The organism is Microcoleus sp. w2-18bC1 (assembly GCF_036700365.1).
Taxonomy (GTDB): Bacteria; Cyanobacteriota; Cyanobacteriia; order Cyanobacteriales; family Microcoleaceae; genus Microcoleus.
Window position 1 is genome coordinate 25,529 of record NZ_JAUBOS010000025.1, and the last position, 18,320, is coordinate 43,848.

Here is an 18,320-nt window from a genome sequence, read left to right on the forward strand (position 1 = left end):
GCCCAATTCCCAATTCCCCATTCCCTATTATCAATGTCTCGACCAACATTATATATTGCCATCACAAATCACGGATTCGGCCACGCTGTCCGAGTCTCCTCCGTAGCTGCAAAAATTCAAGAATTAAATCCAGAGATTTTACTAATTATCACAACAACAGCACCTCGCTGGCTGCTAGAATGTTATATTGGTGGCGACTTTATCCACCGTCCCCGCGCTTTTGATGTGGGTGTGGTGCAAGCTGACAGTTTGAATATGGATAAAGACGCGACGCTGGAAAAATTGCGGGAAATCCGGAAAAAGCAAAATTCCCTAATTGCCAGCGAAGTTAATTTTATCAAGCAAAATCGGGTGGGTTTGGTGCTGGCAGATATTCCTCCTTTGGCAACGCGAATGGCGGCAGCGGCTGGGGTTCCCTGCTGGATGATGAGCAATTTCGGGTGGGATTTTATCTATCGCGAGTGGGGCGGGGAATTTGTAGAAATGGCAGATTGGATTGGTGAATGTTTCGGAATGTGCGATCGGCTTTTTCGTCTTCCTTTGCACGAACCGATGACAGCTTTCCCCAATATTCAAGATGTTGGCTTGACTGGCGGCAATCCTCGCTACAGTAACGAGAAAATTCGGGAAGTATTCGGAATTGAAACACCCCTGGAAAAAACTGTTTTGTTGACTTTCGGCGGATTGGGTTTAGAGGAAATTCCTTATCAAAATTTACAGCTATTTAGCGACTGGCAATTTATTACTTTTGATGCGGGATCTCCCGATTTGCCGAATTTGATTAAAGTCAAAAATCAGGAGTTTGCAAAATCTCTCCCGATTTTACCCCGTCCGGTTGATATTATGCCTGTCTGCGGGCGCTTAGTTTCTAAACCGGGATACAGCACTTTTGCGGAAGCTTTGCGCTTGGAAATACCTGTCGTTTCTATAATGAGAGAAGGTTTTGCAGAAGCTGGGGTGTTGCTGGAAGGGATTCAAAATTATGCGGAACATCAAATCTTGACGGCGACGGAGTTTTTTGAGGGGGATTGGGAGTTTTTGCGGCAACCGCTGCATCCGCCCCGTTTGTCGGGTAAATTGGATAAAAATGGTACGGAGGATCTCGCCCAAGCTGTTGTAGACTATTTTTCATAAGTGCGATTAGAAATCGATCTTACACAAACAAAGTCTACCTCCGCCGACAGAAGACTTTTGCATCAGTCTCATCCAAAATCTAAAATCTAAAATCGAATGAATCACTATCAACAGATACTCAAGATTCAAACTACAGGAAAATCTCTGTCCAAAATCACTCCTAAGATAGAAGATGTGGTGGCGAATTCAGGTATTAAAACGGGACTTTGTAGTTTATTTTTGCGCCATACTTCTGCTAGTTTGGTGATTCAAGAAAATGCTGACCCGGATGTACTTAAGGATTTGGCTAACTTTTTGGCTAAACTGGTACCGGAGGACGATCGCTACATTCACGATGCGGAAGGCCCAGACGATATGCCGGCGCATATTCGCACTGCGCTGACTCATACTTCTGAACAAATCCCGATCGACCGCGGCAGGTTGCTGTTAGGAACTTGGCAGGGAATTTACCTGTGGGAACATCGTCAGCGGGGTCATATTCGCGAATTAGTTGTTCACGTCAGCGGCACTTGATCGGAATTTGTACCTCGCTGATTTTAGTTGCTTCCGGCGTCATCGGGGAATTGTAAAAAAAGCGGCGCGGCGGCCCGACTATTTCGTATTCAGGATGTTCTTGAAGCCAATCTTTGAGTTTCTGGAGGTTATTTTCGTAGCTTTCCCAAGTGTAGGCCCCGCCCACGCCGATGCTGACAACCATCATGGGCGAAGTATCCGTAACTTCTACAGCGGAGTTAACGCTGCTGGGGGCGATATTTGGTGCGGGATAGAGGAACGAAACTTCAGCTTGAGGAACTGCATCGATTTGCCCGGAAGTTTTCGTGTAGCGCGCTTCTACTGGCGTTGTCATCGCAATTTGGTTGTTGCTGATGTGTTGAAATAAGGGATTGAAGGCGATGCCAGTTGCTTGTCGCAAATCGCCCGCGTGGGTGTAGGTGACAGCGCGGTAGTGAGGATATTGCTTAACTTCTATGACCCCAATCTGTGCGGGTTCAGGGAATCCAGTAGGTAATACCATTTGAGATTTAAAAGTTGAGATTTTACATTGAAAAATGGGGGAATACTGACTCCGCAAGGGTTTGGAACTTGCTTGCAGTTGCATTATTTTTGACAACTGGTATAAATAGACTGAGATTGTTTGCAGACAATCGTTCAGGTGGCACAATTAGTTTAGCAGTTATTTAAGGCGCTGCTAACTATCGATCGCCTAGAATTAGTTGAGAGATTATTAATTAACCTCATAATAATACGGACGGCACTGAGTAAGCAGAGAAACATTAATCTAGTTGTGCTTGAAAAATTAGCGTTTTTCAGGTGTTTGCTATTTGTGTCGGAAAATATTCGGCTGTTGGGCCGATCGAGCTGTGCGTTCTCAGTTATTGCCACGCTTATCGCGTTCAATAACGCCTATCAATTATACCGCTTTCAGGGAATGACGTATGAAAAAGATTCTAGTGATTGAGGACGAGCAAGTAATTCGGGAAAATATTCTCAAACTCCTCAAAGCTGAAGGTTTCGACGTGACGGGTGCAGAAAATGGAGCAAAAGGTTTAGATGCGGCGGTGTCAAATGTTCCCGACGTGATTATTTGCGACGTGATGATGCCAGAACTTGACGGGTATGGGGTGCTGGTGGCCTTGCGATCTAATCCGGTTACTGCTACAGTACCTTTTGTTTTTCTGACCGGTAAAGCCGATCGCTCTGAAATGCGGCAAGGTATGGAATTGGGAGCAGATGATTACCTGACTAAACCTTTTAGTAAAGCTGAACTTGTGGGCGCGATATCGAGCCGCTTGAAAAAACAAGAAGCTGTCGCCGAACAGTACAATACTTTGCGATCGCCAAGCAGCGAATTCAACCAAGATGCCACCGACAAATTAGAGCAGATAAAAACAAGTTTGCGCGACGCACTGGAACGAGAAGAATTCCAAGTTTACTATCAGCCACAAGTCAATGTCCAGACAGGTAAGATTATGAGCGCCGAAGCTTTAGTGCGCTGGGTACATCCAGAAAAAGGGCTGATTTCGCCTGCAGAATTTATTCCCCATGCCGAAGAAACTGGCTTCATTGTAGAGTTAGGCGAGTGGGTTTTGCACACAGCTTGCAAGCAAATGCAAGTTTGGCAAAATGCTGGTTTTTCGCTTCGGATAGCGGTGAATCTGTCGCCGCGCCAATTTCACCAACCGGATCTCAGCAGCAGAGTTGCCCAAATTTTAGCAGAAACTGGTTTGCAAGCGAGCAGTTTGGAATTAGAGCTGACAGAAAGTTTGATGGTAGAAGATGCCGAAAGTGCGATCGCCACTTTGCAACACTTGAAAAATTTGGGAGTTTGTATATCTCTTGACGATTTCGGAACGGGGTATTCTTCTTTAAGCTATCTGACGCAATACCCCTTCGATACTTTAAAAATAGACCGCTGTTTTATCAGCAATATAACCGATGGTTGCACAAATGCAGCGATTGTGAAAGCTATTATTGAAATGGCGCACAGTCTCTGTCTTGAGGTAATTGCCGAAGGAGTTGAAACGGAAGCCGAAAAAGATTTTCTATGGCGCTATAAGTGCGATATAATGCAAGGATATTTGTTTAGTCCTCCTTTGGCATCAGCGGATTTTGAACAATTGTTGATAGCAGGAAAATAGAATATCTATTAAGTCAATATTGAGCAGAGAATTAAGTGCGATCGGGGTGGAATATGGTTGTAGAATCCAGCAAAAACGTTGACTCACTCAAATCAAGCAATAAAAAAAATAAGGATTTTTACCTAGCTATTCAACTAGCTCTATTGATAGTGTTTTTAGCTATTTTATCCAGATTTTTTATCATTGTCAACGCTGGAGAACGAGGCGTGCTGATGCAGTTTGGTAAAGTGCAAGAACAGGTACTCGGAGAAGGACTTCACGTAATAGTCCCCACAGTTTATAGTGTAAAAAAGTTGAGCGTCAGGGTACAAAAACAGGAAAGTTCCGCTGAAGCTTCCTCAAAAGATTTGCAAGATGTTTTCACGGATGTAGCGCTCAACTGGCATATTATCCCAGAAGAAGCCAATGCTATTTTTCAACAAATAGGTGACGAGAAAGAAGTCGTGGCTCGCATTATCGAGCCGGCTGTTGAAGAAGTATTAAAAGCAGTTATGGCTAAATACACGGCTGAAGAAATTATTACTAAGCGGGGAGAAGTTAAAGCCGCAGTTGATGATTCTTTGACCTTGAGGCTAGTTACATATCACATTGCCGTTGACGATATTTCTTTAGTACACGTTCACTTTTCTGAGCGGTTTAGCGAGGCGGTGGAGGCGAAACAAATTGCCGAACAGGAGGCAAAAAGAGGGGAGTTTTTAGCGCTAAAAGCAGCAAAACAGGCGGACGCTAAGGTGAATTTAGCCAAGGGAGAAGCCGAAGTGCAAAGGTTGCTGCGGGACAATTTGACTCCGGAACTTTTGGAAAGGCAGGCTATAGAAAAATGGGATGGGAAATTGCCGCTGATTGTTGGTGATGGGGGTAAAAATATATTGGACTTGAGGAAATTGGTTGAGAGATAATTATAATCCTGCACGCAGGGGTAGCCAGAAACCGGGTTTCTTTACGAAAATACACGGGGTTTAGCTTTTTATGTGGGTAAAAAACCCGCTTTCTTGAGTATTGGTGCGTAAGTCCTGAATTACCAATTACCAGCACCTTAAGTTAATATCTGTTCAAAAGCTTTAGTAATTCCAGTTTGAAAACGCTGTCGGTGCTTCAGTTTTAAAACGGGTTTAATTATTTCCAAACATACATTAGAACTTGGTTGGCTATCTATAATTTTAATCGCTCGTAGTGTAGATAGCTGCAATTCTTTTTTTACCATCAATTCAGGAATAGCCGCTGCACCTGTGCCACTTTCCACCACTGCTTTTACCATTTCACTGCTGTTCAAAACTAAAGTTACATTCAATTCATCGGGATTAACGCCCCAACTTTGCAAAGCTTGTTCCAACATTTGCTGAACTCCAGAACCAGCTTCTCGCATCACCCAATCCGTTTTCGCAATTTCCGTTAAACTCACTTCTGCACGTTCAAACCAAGGGTGAGATTGGCCAACTACAATCAGCAAGCGTTCGCTGCCTACAACTTCTTCCTCCAGAGTGTTCTTAAGCGAAGCTTTGATGTCTCCCGTCACTAAACCTAAATCAAATGTTCCCGTCGCCGTCCCTGCACAAATTTCTTCGGCATTTGCCAGAGTACAATTCACGGAAATACCAGGATATTGCTGTTTAAACTTGCTAAGTTTATCAGGCAACCAATAATTGCCAATGGTCAGACTACAACCCAAGTTTAATTCGCCTCGCTGCAAGTCATTCAACTCCCGCAAACCTCTCTCAGTCAAAGCAACTTGGTCGAGAATTTTCTGAGTTTCAACTTGCAGCAACTTCCCCGCATCTGTGATTTCGATGCGGCGGCCGATGCGGTGAAATAGTTTTACTCCGTATTGCGCCTCTAAGCTTTGGATTGTCGCGCTGACAGCGGGTTGCGTGATGTAAAGTTCCTCTGCTGCGCGGCTGAAGTGCAGGTGTTCCGCGACAGCTAGAAAAACTCGCAGTTGGTCAAGCGTCATTCCGGCCATGCTGAGTACCCTTTTACTAAATACAGACAGTTTTTTTTTGAAATAAAAATCTTTGCCGGCTAAACTTTGACCTGAACTTTTCGAGTATCTGGTACAGACTGGAATTCCCAGAAAAGCACGGTTGTTAGCCGCTATTTAAATTTTCCTTTTAACATCAAGGGTTTGGGCTGGTGGCGACAGATAGGTCTCGTCTTCCAACAGTTCTTTTGCCACGGCACTGCATCACTTGTATTTATTAATTCGATAAACAAGACCATTTGATTCTACCTGTCAAGAGCCTTAAGGTGATACTTAAGCTTCTAACGCAGGGCCCGATGCTGAAGCAGCACCGACAAGTTTAAGCCGATCGCCAAAAGTCGATCGACAACAAGAGAGAAGATAAATGACTAAGAAAACGCCAAAAAATCACAGTCCCCACGGCTTAAAGCCGGACTGCCTCTCGTTTGGGGAGGTTTTAGCTCAATCCTTTGCTGTCATTGCACCTACAACTATACCCGCATCTAATCTAGGGTTAATTGTCGCTCTTTCGGGTAACGGGGCTTGGCTGAGCTTTCTCATCGGCTTGATAGGCTTAGTATTTGTCAGCATCAATATCAACCAATTTGCGAGTCGATCGGCTTCTGCCGGTTCTCTTTATTCTTATATTGTTAAAGGACTAGGCCCGACTGCCGGCGTAATTTGTGGCTGGAGTTTGGTACTGGCTTATCTATTTACTGCAATGTCCGTTTTGTGTGGTTTTGCCAACTTTACGGGTACTTTCATCGGTCATTTAGGCATCCATCCCTCGCCGATTACGCTGTTAGCGATCGGGGCCGGGGTTGCTTGGTATGCAGGTTATAAAGATATCCAACTCTCAGCTATGGCGATGCTGTGGCTAGAGGGGGCATCAGTGGCCGCGATCGCACTTTTAGGAATGATCATCTGGGCGCACAAAGGTTTTGCCCTGGATATGTCCCAACTGACTTTGGAAGGCGTAACTCCGGGGAACATAGCGACAGGACTTGTCTTAGTAATGTTCGGTTTCTCTGGCTTTGAAAGTGCGACATCTCTGGGCGACGAAGCGAAAAAACCCTTAAAAAATATCCCCAGGGCTGTCATGGGCAGCGCTGTGATGGCAGGCTTATTCTTCATTCTGATGACCTATATTGAGGTTTTGGGTTTTAGCGGTACTGGAGTTTCTATTACTAATAGTGAAGAACCTCTGACTTTTCTGGCGCAACAAGTGGGCATGGGTTGGTTGGGAGAGTTAGTGGCTTTCGGCGCTTTATTTAGCTTTTTTGCTTGCGTGCTCGGCAGCATCAATCCAGCGGCGAGAGTGTTTTTTATGATGGCGCGCCACGGTTTGTTTCACTCTTCATTAGGTGTAGCGCATTCGTCTAATAAAACTCCCCACGTTGCAGTAACCCTGTGTACATTTATGACATTTTTGGTGCCGGCTGTGATGTCTATGTTTAACATCAAACTGTTCGATTGTATGGGTTATTTGGGGGCAATTTGCAGCTACGGATTTTTAACCGTGTACGTCTTAATTTCGATCGCAGCTCCGGTTTACCTGCACAAAATTGGTAAGTTGCGCCTGCGAGATGTGCTGTTCTCCGTGGTGGCGATCGCATTTATGATGATTCCGATTGCGGGCAGCGTTGGCATTCCCGGCAGCACTACGTTCCCACCTCCAGAAGCTCCTTACAATGCCTTTCCTTACTTGTTCTTGATGTACTTGGCGGCTACTTGCGGATGGTTTTTCTGGCAACGGCTGCGTTCTCCTGAACTCGCGGGATCGATGCAGCAGGGTATTGACGCAATTCATGCCAAGTTCGAGGAAGAAAATGCAATTTACGGCGGTGTTCGATTGAAAGCCGTCCCCTTTGACAGTGAGCGTTTTTGATTAGCAGTTACCAGTGCGCTGTTCGGAGAAATAGTTTTTAAGCAACTGGGTTTTTACTGAGATATTGCAGCATTGTCAATCAGCATTTCAAAGGCGTTGCTTCGATCAACAGCTCACAATAAAATTTAATTTTTGTGGAACGGGAATCTTGCCCGTTCCGAAGATACGAACCCAGCAAGTACAACCAATAAAAAATCTGAGGAGACACAGAAATGAATGAATTACTAACAGCAATTTCTACGGCAATAACAGCTTTTACGGCTACGAATCTAGACGATATTCTGATTCTGCTGCTGTTTTTCTCGCAGGTGAATGCAGTATTTCGGCGCAGGCATATCGTCTTCGGTCAGTTTCTGGGCTTTACTGCGCTGGTTTTTGTTAGTCTTCCCGGCTTTTTTGGCAGCTTAATATTTCCGCCAGATTGGATCGGAATGCTGGGTTTGCTGCCAATTGCGATCGGGCTTAGCCGCTTGCTGAATCCAGAAACCGACGATTCCGAAGTTGAGACAGAAGTAGAGCAATCTGAGAAATCTTTTTTTAGAAGTTTTTTGTCTCCTCAAACTTACAGCGTAGCAGCGGTGACGGTGGCAAATGGGGGCGACAATATCGGGATATATATGCCACTTTTTGCTAGCAATACTCTAGAAGGTTTGGCGGTGGTTCTCACTGTATTCTTCGGGATGGTGGGCGTTTGGTGCTACGCTGCTTATCGGTTAATTCAGATGCGGGCGATTGCGGATAATTTGACTCGCTACGGCAATCAGCTTGTGCCTTTTGTTTTGATCGGATTGGGAATGGCGATTCTGGTAAAAAGTGGCACTCTGGCTAGTCCAACTTTAAGTATAATATCTTTAGTTGGTTGCTGTTTCTGTTTGATAACTATGAGTAGAAGTAACGCCAGCGAAACTGAAGTTTAGAAAAATTGCAGGGACAGCACATGAATTGGATTGCAGCAGCGATTATTGCCGGGATTACATCTTTTGCCGCAACCAATATCGACGATATGGTGCTTTCGATGCTGTTCTTCGCCCAGGTAAATGATACTTTCCGCCCCCGGCATATCTTTTTCGGTAAGTACCTCGGATTTGCAGCACTCATCGCTGCTAGTTTGCCCGGTTTTTTTGGTGGTTTAATTGTGCCCAAAGCTTGGATTGGTTTGCTGGGTTTGGTTCCGATCGCGATCGGCATCAGTCACTTAGTCAGGAGAGATAATGAGGAAAATGACGTACAAGCCGTATCTGGCGAATTTAACCGTCAATCTAACTCATCTTTGCTGTCAAAACTCGCCAATCTTTTCAATCCCCAAACTTTGAATGTGGCTGCGGTAACAGTGGCCAATGGCGGAGACAACATCGGCATTTATTTGCCGCTGTTTGCTAGCAGCGATTTGCCGAGCTTGGTGGTGATTTTGGCGGTTTTCTCGGTGATGGTAGGTGTTTGGTCTTATGTCGCTTACCGATTAACTCGCCAAAGGGCGATCGCCCCTATTTTGACTCGCTATACCAAGGCTGTTGTCCCTTTTGTATTAATTGGCTTGGGAATATTTATTCTGATTGAAAGCGGTACTTATCACCTGCTCCCGGCATTTCAATTTAACTAAGAATTAGCCTCGGTTCCGCTACTTATATCCCTCTCTAGGCAGATAACTTTTCCGATGTTCATAATTTATAAGCCATCATTTTTACCTTGCCAATTGTTTTCTTAAAATGGTGTCTAAATTACTTGCCATATATCACCAAATATGCTAAGTTAATAATGAACTAATTAACCGAGCTAAAAGCAGCTTCAAACTAATTTAGCCTCGAATTTTTACGAAAGTTCAAGCCATTTTGTGAGCTAGCAAGTTGCCAGACTTAGGCAAGAATATACCTGTCATTTCACTAAATCCTGTAGTGGTGAATCCAACTCAGCTAAAAATTTGAGGAGGAATCCTTAAAATATCGCCCGAACACTTTGCCACTACCCCACACCGATCGACTTTGACAATAGGTCTAATCCTAAAAAACCAGATTTTGCGATTCTGCCAAATTTGGTTTCTCAGGCCAACCAGTTAAAGATAGTTCGTTTTTGCCTAAGTCTTAAGATAGCAAGCCAACAGAAAGTTGAAAAAAACCTGACAATCTAGAAAAGGACAAAAATTGTGAAAATCTTCAAATTTGTTTTAGTGCTCTTGGTAATGACCGCCAATTTAGTATTCGTTCCCCCCTCCTGGGCAGACGCTCCAAAAACGCCAAAATATGCGAGCAATCCCGACTACATAGAGGTGACTCAAGCTTTGAACACTCTCAGGACAGCGAAAGATGCACCCGATACCGCCCCGACTTATACCCCTGAGCAACTTCAGCAAAAAATCGCTCAATTGGAGTTTCAAAAATACACTTTAGAAACGGGAAAGCCTTGGGGTCAGTGCCGCAACGAGACAGGAAAAACCCTGGCTGTCTACGGCCCGAAAGGCAAAAAAGCCGCTTCTTCTACTTACGAGAATGCCCTTTATTTTCTAGCTGACGGCCAAACAACTGAACATAAATGGGATTGCGATGGAATTTATCTACCCAGCGATATCAAAGCAACCGATTTAAGAACTACCGATCAACCTTCAGAAGAATTGACGGGCGGTATAGCTGTTAAGATAGTTGACGGAACTCAAGTTGTAGCCAGAGCTAATCCCGATACGGGGGCTGTAGAATTCAACGTTCCTACTGCTAAGGTTTTCCAGCCTGGGGATGCGAATTGGTTTGTTCCTGATGTGACTCAGGCTTACATAGATACGCAAGTTCCCAACGCACCAACTGAGGAAAATGATTAGTTTTGGTGAAGTTGTAATGCGATCGGCTGTGTAAAGCCTGTTCCAACGCAACAACCCGCCGGGGAGCTATCCCCGGCGGATAATCGTCCCAGCGGAAATCTATCAGTTTACCTTCATATTTGGAGTTAATATTAAAAGGCTAATCTATGCTATTAAATTGGAAATCCACGAAAGTAAATACAGAAAAGATTAGGCGACCAAATCCGTCGCGGGTGCGGGATCACTTGGCAAACGAGCGCACCTATTTAGCATGGATGCGGACAGCAATATCGCTGATGGGTTTTGGCGTAGTTATCGTCCGCCTTCGCACCTTCCATGCCCCTCTGCTGCCAACTCCCGGCAATGGTTGGAAGTTGGGTTTGCTTTTTTCAGCAGTGGGTTTGCTGACGGTGTTATTCTCAACTAAGCACTACTTCGGCGTCCGCCACGATATTGATTACGATACTTATGAACCTACGGATCGGTGGGTAATTCTTTTCAGTCTGGCGATCGCCATTTTAGGCGCTGGGGTAATTTATTATATGTTCACCGTTCCTTCTAGCTTAGAAGGTTTGATGGCACCTGAATAATGGTAGCCGTTTAATATGAATATTAAAGAGTTCGATCGCGTGCAATTATCGTTCAAACCGATGCAAGTAGATGATGAGAAACCAAAGCAGCCCAATCTGTCGCGGGTGATCGATCGATCGGCAAATGAGCGCACCTTCTTAGCATGGATGCGGGCCGCGATCGCCCTCATGGCTTTTGGCGTCGTCATCATCCGACTTCGCGTCGTGCAAATGCCCGTACATTACCGTCAGGCGATGGGGTGGAAGTTGGGTTTAATCTTCTCTCTAATAGGTTGGGTGACAGTCTTAATCTCAACTAAGCACTACTTCACCGTTCGCCACCAAATTGACCACGATACCTACAATCCCCCAGACGCCATGGTTTTATTTTTCAGTTCCGCTGTGGGCTTATTGGGAATTGGAGTAATTTATTCAATTTTGGCAACTGCCCTGAGCCCAAGTAGTTTTGTAATACCCGATTGATTGTCAACAGGAGTTAATCATGAATAGCGATATAGTTGCCACGAGTGCTTCCATTCTCATCTTAGGTGCTGCTATCTGGGCCGCATTCGTAGTGCTGGAGACTGTCGCGAAAATAGTCCCTAAATTGCTAGGCGTGACAGTTGCGATCGGGCTTTTGCTCGTTTACCTGCAATTTTACTGGGGTATCGATATTGCATATCTTTGGCAAACTGTCAAGCATTTGCCTGAAGCTTTCAATTTCTCGATCGCAGCCTAAACCGACACCAGGCAGCATTCTCAACAACCTCTCCCGGATAGATATTTTTATACCGGAAACAAAGTATATTCAGCCGATCACCAAGAAAATACGGTAACTCGATTGACTTACTAGACATAACTCAGCTTTGCTGTTAAACTACGGTAAGTCGATCGAGTAATGAGCTATTAACGTGGAAAACGCTAAAAAAGTCATTGAAGAGTACCAGATTGCAGGACAACTAAGCCAACAGTTGCCACAAGCTAAAGGCTTTAACGAAGTCTGGTTTAAAAAGATCAGAGGCGGGTTGCTTCTGGCAATTGGATATTTGCTATCACCGCTGTGTTGGTGGAACGACATATTTTTCAATCTGCCAATTGCCTACGCCTTTGGGTATATCTTTAGTTGGCTTTCCCCAGATTTGCTGTTTCCTTGCACAATTGTCGGCTACTGGCTTTCCAATATTGTGGGAATTCTGTTGATGCAGCTAGGAACTTTAGATGTTGTTACAGACAAACCCAAGGAAAAAAACCTCAAAAAAGAGTTATTGACGGGTTTAATATCATCAACCGCCTTCACAGTTGTCATTGTGGCATTGATTCATTTTAATGTTCTCGATACTCCCGATTTCTTTTCCAGCCAACAGTCGGTTAACCTCAGCTCTGCTTTACCTGTGACGCTCGTCACTTCAAGGTAGAAAGTCGAATATAAACCCCATAAATAAATCGAGGGTTTTTAATCAGTTACACAGGTAGATATCAGAAAATCAGGGAGCTTTTACACTACAAATTATGTAGTTTTGTTTATTGGCATTTACTTACTTTTACCAAAAATTTTGTAGCTGAACGCGCGGTAAGTCTCAAGCGTTGAATAGCAAAATTCCTGGCTAGAAAGATTGGAATGCGAGTAAGATTTTGCCTGTGTAGCTGTGTTGCCGGAGCCGCGCCAGTTATCTATTTGTTGGTTGGTTGGCAGGGCTTAATTACACAGTTTTTTGGCATAACAGTGAACTACTTATTACTATCATTTCTCAGCTTTTTTGTTGGCATTATTGTTGGTTTGACCGGAGTTGGCGGAGCGTCGCTCATAACACCAATGTTAATTTTTGTTTTCCAGATTCCGGCATCAATTGCCATTAGTTCGGATGTCGTAGCTGCTACACTGATGAAAGTTGTTGGTGGCTTCAAACACTGGCAGCAAAAAACCCTCGACTTGCAAGTAGTTAAGTGGCTGGCATTGGGTAGCGTACCCGGTTCCCTGACTGGCGTGTGGGTTTTACACTACATCAAATCCAGCGGAAGTCAGGACTTAGACAGCATATTGCTGCGCCTTCTCGGAGTAGCTATCGCACTAATTGTCGCTTTATCCCTGACCCAATTAGTGGTCAAAACATTTTTCCCTAAGTTTAAATTGCCTTCGCCTCCTAAATGGGACTTAAATACTAATTATGGTCGTTTTTGTACTGTGGGTGCAGCAGCAATTTTAGGCTGCATAGTGGGAATCACTAGCGTTTCTTCCGGTTCGATGTTTGCATTGTTGCTGATTGCTTTTTTCCGCCTGGATACTTCTAAATTGGTGGGTACAGATATTTCGCAGGCGGCAATTTTGTTGATGTTTACATCTCTGGGACACCTCAGCCTCGGAACAGTAGACTGGAGTTTAGTATTGCCAATTTGGTTGGGTTCGGTGCCGGGAGTTTTGGTAGGGGCTAAATTCTGCCAAATTATGCCTCAACGCCCGCTAAAGTTTGTGATTTACGGAATGTTGGCAATGGCGAGTTGGAAGTTGTATCAAGTCTGAAAAGTAGGGGTAGTGCCAAGAATACCTACCCCTACTTTGCAAGGGCAACCACGGGGATTGCCCCTACTACGTATTAATAATTGCTGACTAATGCTTCGAGTTCGCGGACTGAAGGCAATTCTAAATCTTTGAACAAGACTGTGCTGAGGTAGCGTTCGCCATAAGAAGGCTGCACAAAAACTATCAATTTTCCAGCATTTTCGGGACGCTTGCCGACTTGAATTGCAGCACACAAAGCGGCGCCGGCAGAAATTCCTGACAACAATCCTTCTTCTCTGGCAAGTCGGCGACTGTAGGCGATCGCATCTGCGTCGCTAACTGCGATAACCTCATCAATTAACTCTGGTTTCAAGACTTCTGGGATGAATCCTGCGCCAATCCCTTGAATTTTGTGAGCACCAGATTTACCTCCAGAAAGCACGGGGCTGGTGGCGGGTTCAACTGCGATCGCCCTAAAACTCGGTTTCCGCTGTTTAATTACCTCAGCCACTCCCGTAATCGTACCGCCGGTGCCAACTCCAGCCACTAAAAAATCTACTTTACCCTCTGTATCTTCCCAAATTTCCTCAGCCGTGGTTTCCCGGTGAATTTTCGGATTAGCGGGGTTGCGAAACTGTTGCAGCATGAAAGCGTCGGGGGTTTCTTCTACAATTTCTTCCGCACGGGCGATCGCGCTTAACATCCCTTCATGTCCCGGAGTTAATTCCAACTGAGCTCCGTAAGCTTTCAGCATCGATCGGCGCTCTAAACTCATCGTATCCGGCATCGTTAAAATCAGACTGTACCCTTTCGCCGCCGCGATCATTGCCAAAGCAATTCCAGTATTTCCTGAAGTCGGTTCAACTAAAATAGTTTTCCCCGGTTGAATTAACCCTGCATCTTCTGCAGCCTGAATCATGCTCCCTGCAATCCGATCTTTCACCGAAGCAGCCGGATTCATCCCTTCCAATTTGGCCACAATTTGAGCAACTACTCCTTCGGCTTGGGGAATTTTATTGAGCTGAACTAAAGGAGTTCTGCCAATTATTCCTGTAACATCCTTAGCAATTTTCATGGCTTAATTTCTCTCCAATTAAATGTAGTACATGGGATGTGCTTGTTTGCGAACATCCCGCTGTTCGCACAAATCTTGTAATGTGTATTTGCTCAAAACAGCCCAAGATGCCTGTTGAGCTTCCTGCCAGATTTCTAGCACCGCAGTTTTTTCTATTGTTACAGATTCCGAAACTTTTTGGGTCTTGCAGCTCCCTTCGCCTTCGAGTGTCGAAAACACCTCTAGCAAAGTAATCTGCCAAGGCTCTTTCGCCAGCAAATAACCGCCTTTAGCACCCCGCAAACTCTGGACAATACTTGCACGCCGGAGCACGGCAAGAATTTGGTCTAGATAACGTTCCGGTATCTCTTGAGAAGCAGTAAGTTCGTTCACTGTTAGGGGCGAATCATTCGGGTGGTGACTCGCCAATTCCAAGAGCGCTAACAGGGCGTATTCTACTCTAGAAGATAGTTCCACATTCCCCACTGGCGATCGAGTTTAAATTGTACATTATATAATAGTACATAATTCCGGTAGATATACAGGTGTTAGTATATTTTTATTACAAAAACGGTTGGAGAAATCCCGTGAGCAACGTAAATGTAGGTTTAAGCTGTCGGCACTGTCGGTATTACGAGCAGCACGGGCACAGGGGCGGAAACTGCCGGATGCTCGGCGTGGGGGTAAAGGGTGGGTGGAAAGCTTGTCCGTTTTTGATTCCACCCTTTGCACCGTCTTGGGAATACCCAGAAGCGGGTAGAGCCCGAAAGTCTCAAATGTTGCAGGGAGCGAGTATATTAGAGGCAATACCGCCCCCTTAAAGTAACTACTAAGTAGGTAGGCGGATATATGCTGTCTCATCGTTAAGTTTCTTCATACTCAGCTACTTAACGGCACTCAACAGGTGCGAGATATCGGATCTGTTGGCAGTGAGAAGAAAGAAATCAACACAAAGAAAAAAGCAAGTGCGACGATCGCACTTGCTTTTGAACTTATTGACGAGTCGATGAGAAAATTTAATTAACGCACATTCGATACAAATTATCTGTTGCCCAGACCATTCTGAATTTGATCGAAGATTGTACCGTCAGCGAAGAATTTATTTTGCACCGCATTCCAACCGCCTACATCGGCGACAGTAAACAGTTTGCCAATTCTGGGAAATTTACTGCTAAATTCTCCCGCTACCGTCGAGTTAACAGGTCGAAAACCCGCTTTAGCAAATTCTCGCTGAGCTTCCGGCGTGTAAAGATATTTCACAAAAGCCTCCGCCACCTTAGTAGTTCAATGTTTGGCAGCGTATTTATCAACTACAGCCACGGGGTTGTCAATGGAAATATTCACTTGGGGGATGATGAAAGGTTCAGCTTCGCCCTGCGTCTTCGCCAAGAGAATTTCGTTTTCGTAGTTGATCAGTACATCGCCTTGGTTTTGTTTGTAGAAGGTATCAGATGCTTCGCGGGCATCTTTGGGAAGCACTGGCACGTTTTTGTAAACCTGGCTGACAAAAGTGCGGGCTGCTTGTTCGTTTCCTCCGTTTCGAGTTACGGAACCCCACAAAGCTAAGAAGTTCCAGCGCGCGACACCAGAGGTTTTGGGATTAGCAGTAATTACTTTGATACCCGGTTTGGCTAAATCGGCCCAGCCTTGGATTTTTTTGGGGTTTCCGTTTCGCATTACTAATGCTGCAACTGATTTGCTAACAATCCCGTTATTGGGTACTTCTCGTTCCCAACCCTGTTTAATTAGACCGGCTTCTTGGATGCGATCGGTATCAAAAGCTAAGGCTAAGTGTACGACATCGGCTTCCAAACCGCTAATCACAGCGCGGGTTTGGGAACCTGAACCCCCGTAGCTTTGGCTGATAGTGACATTCTGGTTGTTTTCTCGTTTCCACTTCGCTACAAAGCGGGGAACAATCTTGTCGTAAGCGGATTTGGTAACAGCAAAGGAAACTAAGGTGAGTTCGACATCTTTTGGTTTTGCCTGGCTGATTGCAGGCTGAGGAATTAACCAGCTCAAGCCTAAACCTACTGCAAAAAAGAAAGTAAAAGCTTTGAACAGGGACGATTTTAGCAGAGCGGCTGATTTAATAGAAAATACTGGCCAACCAGGTTTTTTATTTAATGGCTGCAAGACAATATCTGGGAGATTATGATACCGCATTGATGCTTCTTAGTTCCTTTTATTTTTTCTCAGATGGATTGAGCGCACAATTAAGTTTAATGCGCTTGATATAGAGCAAATGCAGCCTGATGAGATTTGCCAGGATAATCTATAAGATTTCGCTGATGTGGCAATTTTTATTAATGGCAACAGTGGCGAGATTGAGAGACTGTTGTGCTAAAAGTTTGGCGATCGATCTTTGAGTGCGCTTGCCACCTCTCTCTACTTAATCTCATACATTACACTATTAAATACTTAATGTCTATAGGTAAACAGTGGTTTATTGTTTTAGGCGCGCTTGGCGGGAAAACGCGACCTGCGGGTAGGGACAAAGGCTTGGCCTTTGTCCCTACCCGCAGGTCGATCGCCTATTCATGTTGGAAATTAATTCTCAAGTCGCAAGAGCGATCGCAATTTAATTCCCGCAACGCTGCCCAACAAAGCAGTCGCAATCCACAGCCAACCGTGCAAACTGGTAGAAGCAATACCGCTAAAAAAAGCGCCAACATTGCAGCCAAAAGCCAGCAGCGCTCCATAACCCATCATGAAACCGCCGCTCAAAACGGCTGTAACTTTGGGTAACGAAAGGTTTGTTTTGACGGTGAATTTGCCAGCCAAAGCCGCCGCTAAAACTGCTCCCAAAACAATGCCAAAATTCATCACGGAAGTAACATCAGCAAAAATGCCTTTTTGCAAGGATTCCAACTTGTCGGGAGTATTCCAAAACGGGTTATTTGCGGGATTCCACCCAAAAGCAGTAGCAAGTTCTGCGGCCCACAAAGTAAACCCCCAAGTCACTCCCCAAGGCCTGCCGTCAATTAACAGTTTTACCCAGTTGAGAAAGGCAAGAGAAAAGGCTCCGGCAGCGAGAGACCAAGGCCCGTAAAGCCATTGATTCTTGATTTGAGATTGAGGAGTTTTAATGATAAAATCTGCTGTTAAGGGTTGCTTGCCATTGGTGCGATTCCAATGCCAGAGGGCGATCGCAATTAACAGAAATACGCTTAGCTGCAAGATGACTGCGGGCATCCATCCCAAAGTTTTTCCTAAAGATATCGGTGGCAGCGATGGCAAATTCCACAGGTGTCTGGTCAAACTTCCTGCAAAAGAACCGATGCAAAAAGTCAGCAGCGTTAACAGCATTGACGTGCTGCCGCCGCCAATTGTCCAAAGCGTGCCGCAAGCGCAGCCGCTGCCCAATTGCATTCCAATTCCGAATAGAAAAGCGCCGATCGCATTTTGCCAGCCAACAGGCGCAACAGCCCCGGCTATTTTGTGTCCGAATGCCTCTCCTGATGCAAGTACGGGAGCAAAAAGTACAGTAGCAATTCCTAACATCAACAAGTGCGCTAAAACACCTGTAATATCGCGATCGGCAAATAATTTGCGGTAAGCAGAAGCAAAGCCAAAACTTGCATGATACAAACTCGCGCCCAGCAAGCCTCCAATCAGAAATAAAACGCTCTGCCGCCAGCCGTAGGCGCTCAAACCGGCCGCACCAGCAGCAAATAGCGTCAGTATCAGAGCTAAGATCGGACGCTGCGATCGGGGTGGCGAAGTTTTTGTCAGGGGTGAAAAAGCAATTTCTGCGGTGTTATTCACAATAAGATACTTGACTCGAGAAACAACTG

21 protein-coding genes are annotated in these 18,320 nt (G+C 45.0%); 14 read left to right on the forward strand and 7 right to left on the reverse strand.

The annotated features are described in order from the left end of the window. Positions 1-33 precede the first annotated feature (33 nt). Positions 34-1,134 carry a glycosyl transferase gene (locus tag QT979_RS15110; RefSeq protein WP_333310865.1) on the forward strand — a complete coding sequence of 367 codons (1,101 nt, stop codon included), beginning with the start codon at positions 34-36 and terminating at the stop codon, positions 1,132-1,134. A 96-nt stretch (positions 1,135-1,230) separates the two neighbouring features. Further along, on the forward strand, positions 1,231-1,647 hold the full coding sequence (locus QT979_RS15115; RefSeq protein WP_333210149.1) for a secondary thiamine-phosphate synthase enzyme YjbQ: 417 nt from the start codon (positions 1,231-1,233) through the stop codon (positions 1,645-1,647). Here the strand turns inward: QT979_RS15115 and QT979_RS15120 are convergent. Next, positions 1,634-2,149 (reverse strand): heme-binding protein, encoded by a 516-nt coding sequence (locus QT979_RS15120; protein ID WP_333210147.1) that lies wholly within the window; start codon positions 2,147-2,149, stop codon positions 1,634-1,636. The genes QT979_RS15115 and QT979_RS15120 overlap by 14 nt on opposite strands. Before the next feature lie 421 nt (positions 2,150-2,570). Between QT979_RS15120 and QT979_RS15125 the strand changes: the two genes are divergently transcribed. Both QT979_RS15125 and QT979_RS15130 read left to right on the forward strand, forming a co-directional pair. Next, positions 2,571-3,773 (forward strand): EAL domain-containing response regulator, encoded by a 1,203-nt coding sequence (locus QT979_RS15125; protein WP_333210145.1) that lies wholly within the window; start codon positions 2,571-2,573, stop codon positions 3,771-3,773. 53 nt (positions 3,774-3,826) lie between these two features. Beyond that, entirely contained in the window at positions 3,827-4,672 is an 846-nt protein-coding gene (locus tag QT979_RS15130; RefSeq protein WP_333210143.1) for a prohibitin family protein, read from the forward strand. A gap of 137 nt (positions 4,673-4,809) precedes the next feature. On the opposite strand, the gene QT979_RS15135 is transcribed toward QT979_RS15130, so the two are convergent. Continuing rightward, positions 4,810-5,724: a LysR family transcriptional regulator gene (locus QT979_RS15135; protein ID WP_333210141.1), complete on the reverse strand. Its 915-nt coding sequence runs from the start codon at positions 5,722-5,724 to the stop codon at positions 4,810-4,812. Positions 5,725-6,115: 391 nt separating this feature from the next. Between QT979_RS15135 and QT979_RS15140 the strand changes: the two genes are divergently transcribed. The 9 genes from QT979_RS15140 (at position 6,116) to QT979_RS15180 (ending at position 13,490) form a co-directional block, all read left to right on the forward strand. Beyond that, positions 6,116-7,618 (forward strand): APC family permease, encoded by a 1,503-nt coding sequence (locus QT979_RS15140; RefSeq protein WP_333210139.1) that lies wholly within the window; start codon positions 6,116-6,118, stop codon positions 7,616-7,618. A 212-nt stretch (positions 7,619-7,830) separates the two neighbouring features. Continuing rightward, positions 7,831-8,535 (forward strand): cadmium resistance transporter, encoded by a 705-nt coding sequence (locus QT979_RS15145; protein ID WP_333210137.1) that lies wholly within the window; start codon positions 7,831-7,833, stop codon positions 8,533-8,535. A gap of 20 nt (positions 8,536-8,555) precedes the next feature. Then, on the forward strand, positions 8,556-9,218 hold the full coding sequence (locus QT979_RS15150; RefSeq protein WP_333310833.1) for a cadmium resistance transporter: 663 nt from the start codon (positions 8,556-8,558) through the stop codon (positions 9,216-9,218). 540 nt (positions 9,219-9,758) lie between these two features. Then, positions 9,759-10,424: a hypothetical protein gene (locus QT979_RS15155; RefSeq protein WP_333210134.1), complete on the forward strand. Its 666-nt coding sequence runs from the start codon at positions 9,759-9,761 to the stop codon at positions 10,422-10,424. Between the two features lie 146 nt (positions 10,425-10,570). Beyond that, positions 10,571-10,993 (forward strand): YidH family protein, encoded by a 423-nt coding sequence (locus QT979_RS15160; protein WP_333083967.1) that lies wholly within the window; start codon positions 10,571-10,573, stop codon positions 10,991-10,993. A 15-nt stretch (positions 10,994-11,008) separates the two neighbouring features. Continuing rightward, positions 11,009-11,455, forward strand: coding sequence for a DUF202 domain-containing protein (locus tag QT979_RS15165; RefSeq protein WP_333210132.1), 447 nt, complete (start codon positions 11,009-11,011; stop codon positions 11,453-11,455). A 19-nt stretch (positions 11,456-11,474) separates the two neighbouring features. After that, positions 11,475-11,711, forward strand: a complete 237-nt coding sequence (locus tag QT979_RS15170; RefSeq protein WP_333114783.1) for a hypothetical protein — start codon at positions 11,475-11,477, stop codon at positions 11,709-11,711. A 172-nt stretch (positions 11,712-11,883) separates the two neighbouring features. Next, a complete protein-coding gene (locus QT979_RS15175; RefSeq protein ID WP_333210130.1) occupies positions 11,884-12,387 on the forward strand; it encodes a hypothetical protein in 504 nt (167 codons plus the stop codon). Between the two features lie 308 nt (positions 12,388-12,695). Next, positions 12,696-13,490: a sulfite exporter TauE/SafE family protein gene (locus QT979_RS15180; protein ID WP_333210128.1), complete on the forward strand. Its 795-nt coding sequence runs from the start codon at positions 12,696-12,698 to the stop codon at positions 13,488-13,490. Between the two features lie 73 nt (positions 13,491-13,563). Here QT979_RS15180 and cysK read toward each other — a convergent pair whose 3' ends face one another. Both cysK and QT979_RS15190 read right to left on the reverse strand, forming a co-directional pair. Next, the gene (gene cysK, locus QT979_RS15185) at positions 13,564-14,544 is read right to left on the reverse strand and encodes a cysteine synthase A (protein ID WP_333210126.1); all 981 of its coding nucleotides are present in this window, start codon (positions 14,542-14,544) and stop codon (positions 13,564-13,566) included. Between the two features lie 18 nt (positions 14,545-14,562). Further along, positions 14,563-15,000 (reverse strand): Rrf2 family transcriptional regulator, encoded by a 438-nt coding sequence (locus QT979_RS15190; protein WP_333210124.1) that lies wholly within the window; start codon positions 14,998-15,000, stop codon positions 14,563-14,565. A 110-nt stretch (positions 15,001-15,110) separates the two neighbouring features. Between QT979_RS15190 and QT979_RS15195 the strand changes: the two genes are divergently transcribed. Beyond that, positions 15,111-15,344: a hypothetical protein gene (locus tag QT979_RS15195; protein WP_333210122.1), complete on the forward strand. Its 234-nt coding sequence runs from the start codon at positions 15,111-15,113 to the stop codon at positions 15,342-15,344. 220 nt (positions 15,345-15,564) lie between these two features. On the opposite strand, the gene QT979_RS29050 is transcribed toward QT979_RS15195, so the two are convergent. The 3 genes from QT979_RS29050 to QT979_RS15205 all read right to left on the reverse strand — a co-directional run bounded on the left by QT979_RS29050 (position 15,565) and on the right by QT979_RS15205 (position 18,291). Next, entirely contained in the window at positions 15,565-15,783 is a 219-nt protein-coding gene (locus QT979_RS29050) for a hypothetical protein (RefSeq protein WP_445304789.1), read from the reverse strand. Positions 15,784-15,807: 24 nt separating this feature from the next. Beyond that, complete coding sequence (locus QT979_RS15200) at positions 15,808-16,689, reverse strand: sulfate ABC transporter substrate-binding protein (RefSeq protein WP_445304790.1); 882 nt, start codon at positions 16,687-16,689, stop codon at positions 15,808-15,810. 384 nt (positions 16,690-17,073) lie between these two features. Continuing rightward, positions 17,074-18,291 (reverse strand): YeeE/YedE family protein, encoded by a 1,218-nt coding sequence (locus QT979_RS15205; protein ID WP_333310837.1) that lies wholly within the window; start codon positions 18,289-18,291, stop codon positions 17,074-17,076. Positions 18,292-18,320: the final 29 nt, after the last annotated feature.

Bases quoted from the DNA above. Each gene is read 5' to 3' on its own strand.
- QT979_RS15115 (WP_333210149.1), top strand. From the start codon at position 1,231: ATGAATCACTATCAACAGATACTCAAGATTCAAACTACAGGAAAATCT.
- QT979_RS15120 (WP_333210147.1), bottom strand. From the start codon at position 2,149: ATGGTATTACCTACTGGATTCCCTGAACCCGCACAGATTGGGGTCATA.
- QT979_RS15110 (WP_333310865.1), top strand. From the start codon at position 34: ATGTCTCGACCAACATTATATATTGCCATCACAAATCACGGATTCGGC.
- QT979_RS15145 (WP_333210137.1), top strand. From the start codon at position 7,831: ATGAATGAATTACTAACAGCAATTTCTACGGCAATAACAGCTTTTACG.
- QT979_RS15130 (WP_333210143.1), top strand. From the start codon at position 3,827: ATGGTTGTAGAATCCAGCAAAAACGTTGACTCACTCAAATCAAGCAAT.
- QT979_RS15125 (WP_333210145.1), top strand. From the start codon at position 2,571: ATGAAAAAGATTCTAGTGATTGAGGACGAGCAAGTAATTCGGGAAAAT.
- QT979_RS15150 (WP_333310833.1), top strand. From the start codon at position 8,556: ATGAATTGGATTGCAGCAGCGATTATTGCCGGGATTACATCTTTTGCC.
- QT979_RS15200 (WP_445304790.1), bottom strand. From the start codon at position 16,689: ATGCGGTATCATAATCTCCCAGATATTGTCTTGCAGCCATTAAATAAA.
- QT979_RS15170 (WP_333114783.1), top strand. From the start codon at position 11,475: ATGAATAGCGATATAGTTGCCACGAGTGCTTCCATTCTCATCTTAGGT.
- QT979_RS15160 (WP_333083967.1), top strand. From the start codon at position 10,571: ATGCTATTAAATTGGAAATCCACGAAAGTAAATACAGAAAAGATTAGG.
- QT979_RS15135 (WP_333210141.1), bottom strand. From the start codon at position 5,724: ATGACGCTTGACCAACTGCGAGTTTTTCTAGCTGTCGCGGAACACCTG.
- QT979_RS15165 (WP_333210132.1), top strand. From the start codon at position 11,009: ATGAATATTAAAGAGTTCGATCGCGTGCAATTATCGTTCAAACCGATG.
- cysK (WP_333210126.1), bottom strand. From the start codon at position 14,544: ATGAAAATTGCTAAGGATGTTACAGGAATAATTGGCAGAACTCCTTTA.
- QT979_RS15140 (WP_333210139.1), top strand. From the start codon at position 6,116: ATGACTAAGAAAACGCCAAAAAATCACAGTCCCCACGGCTTAAAGCCG.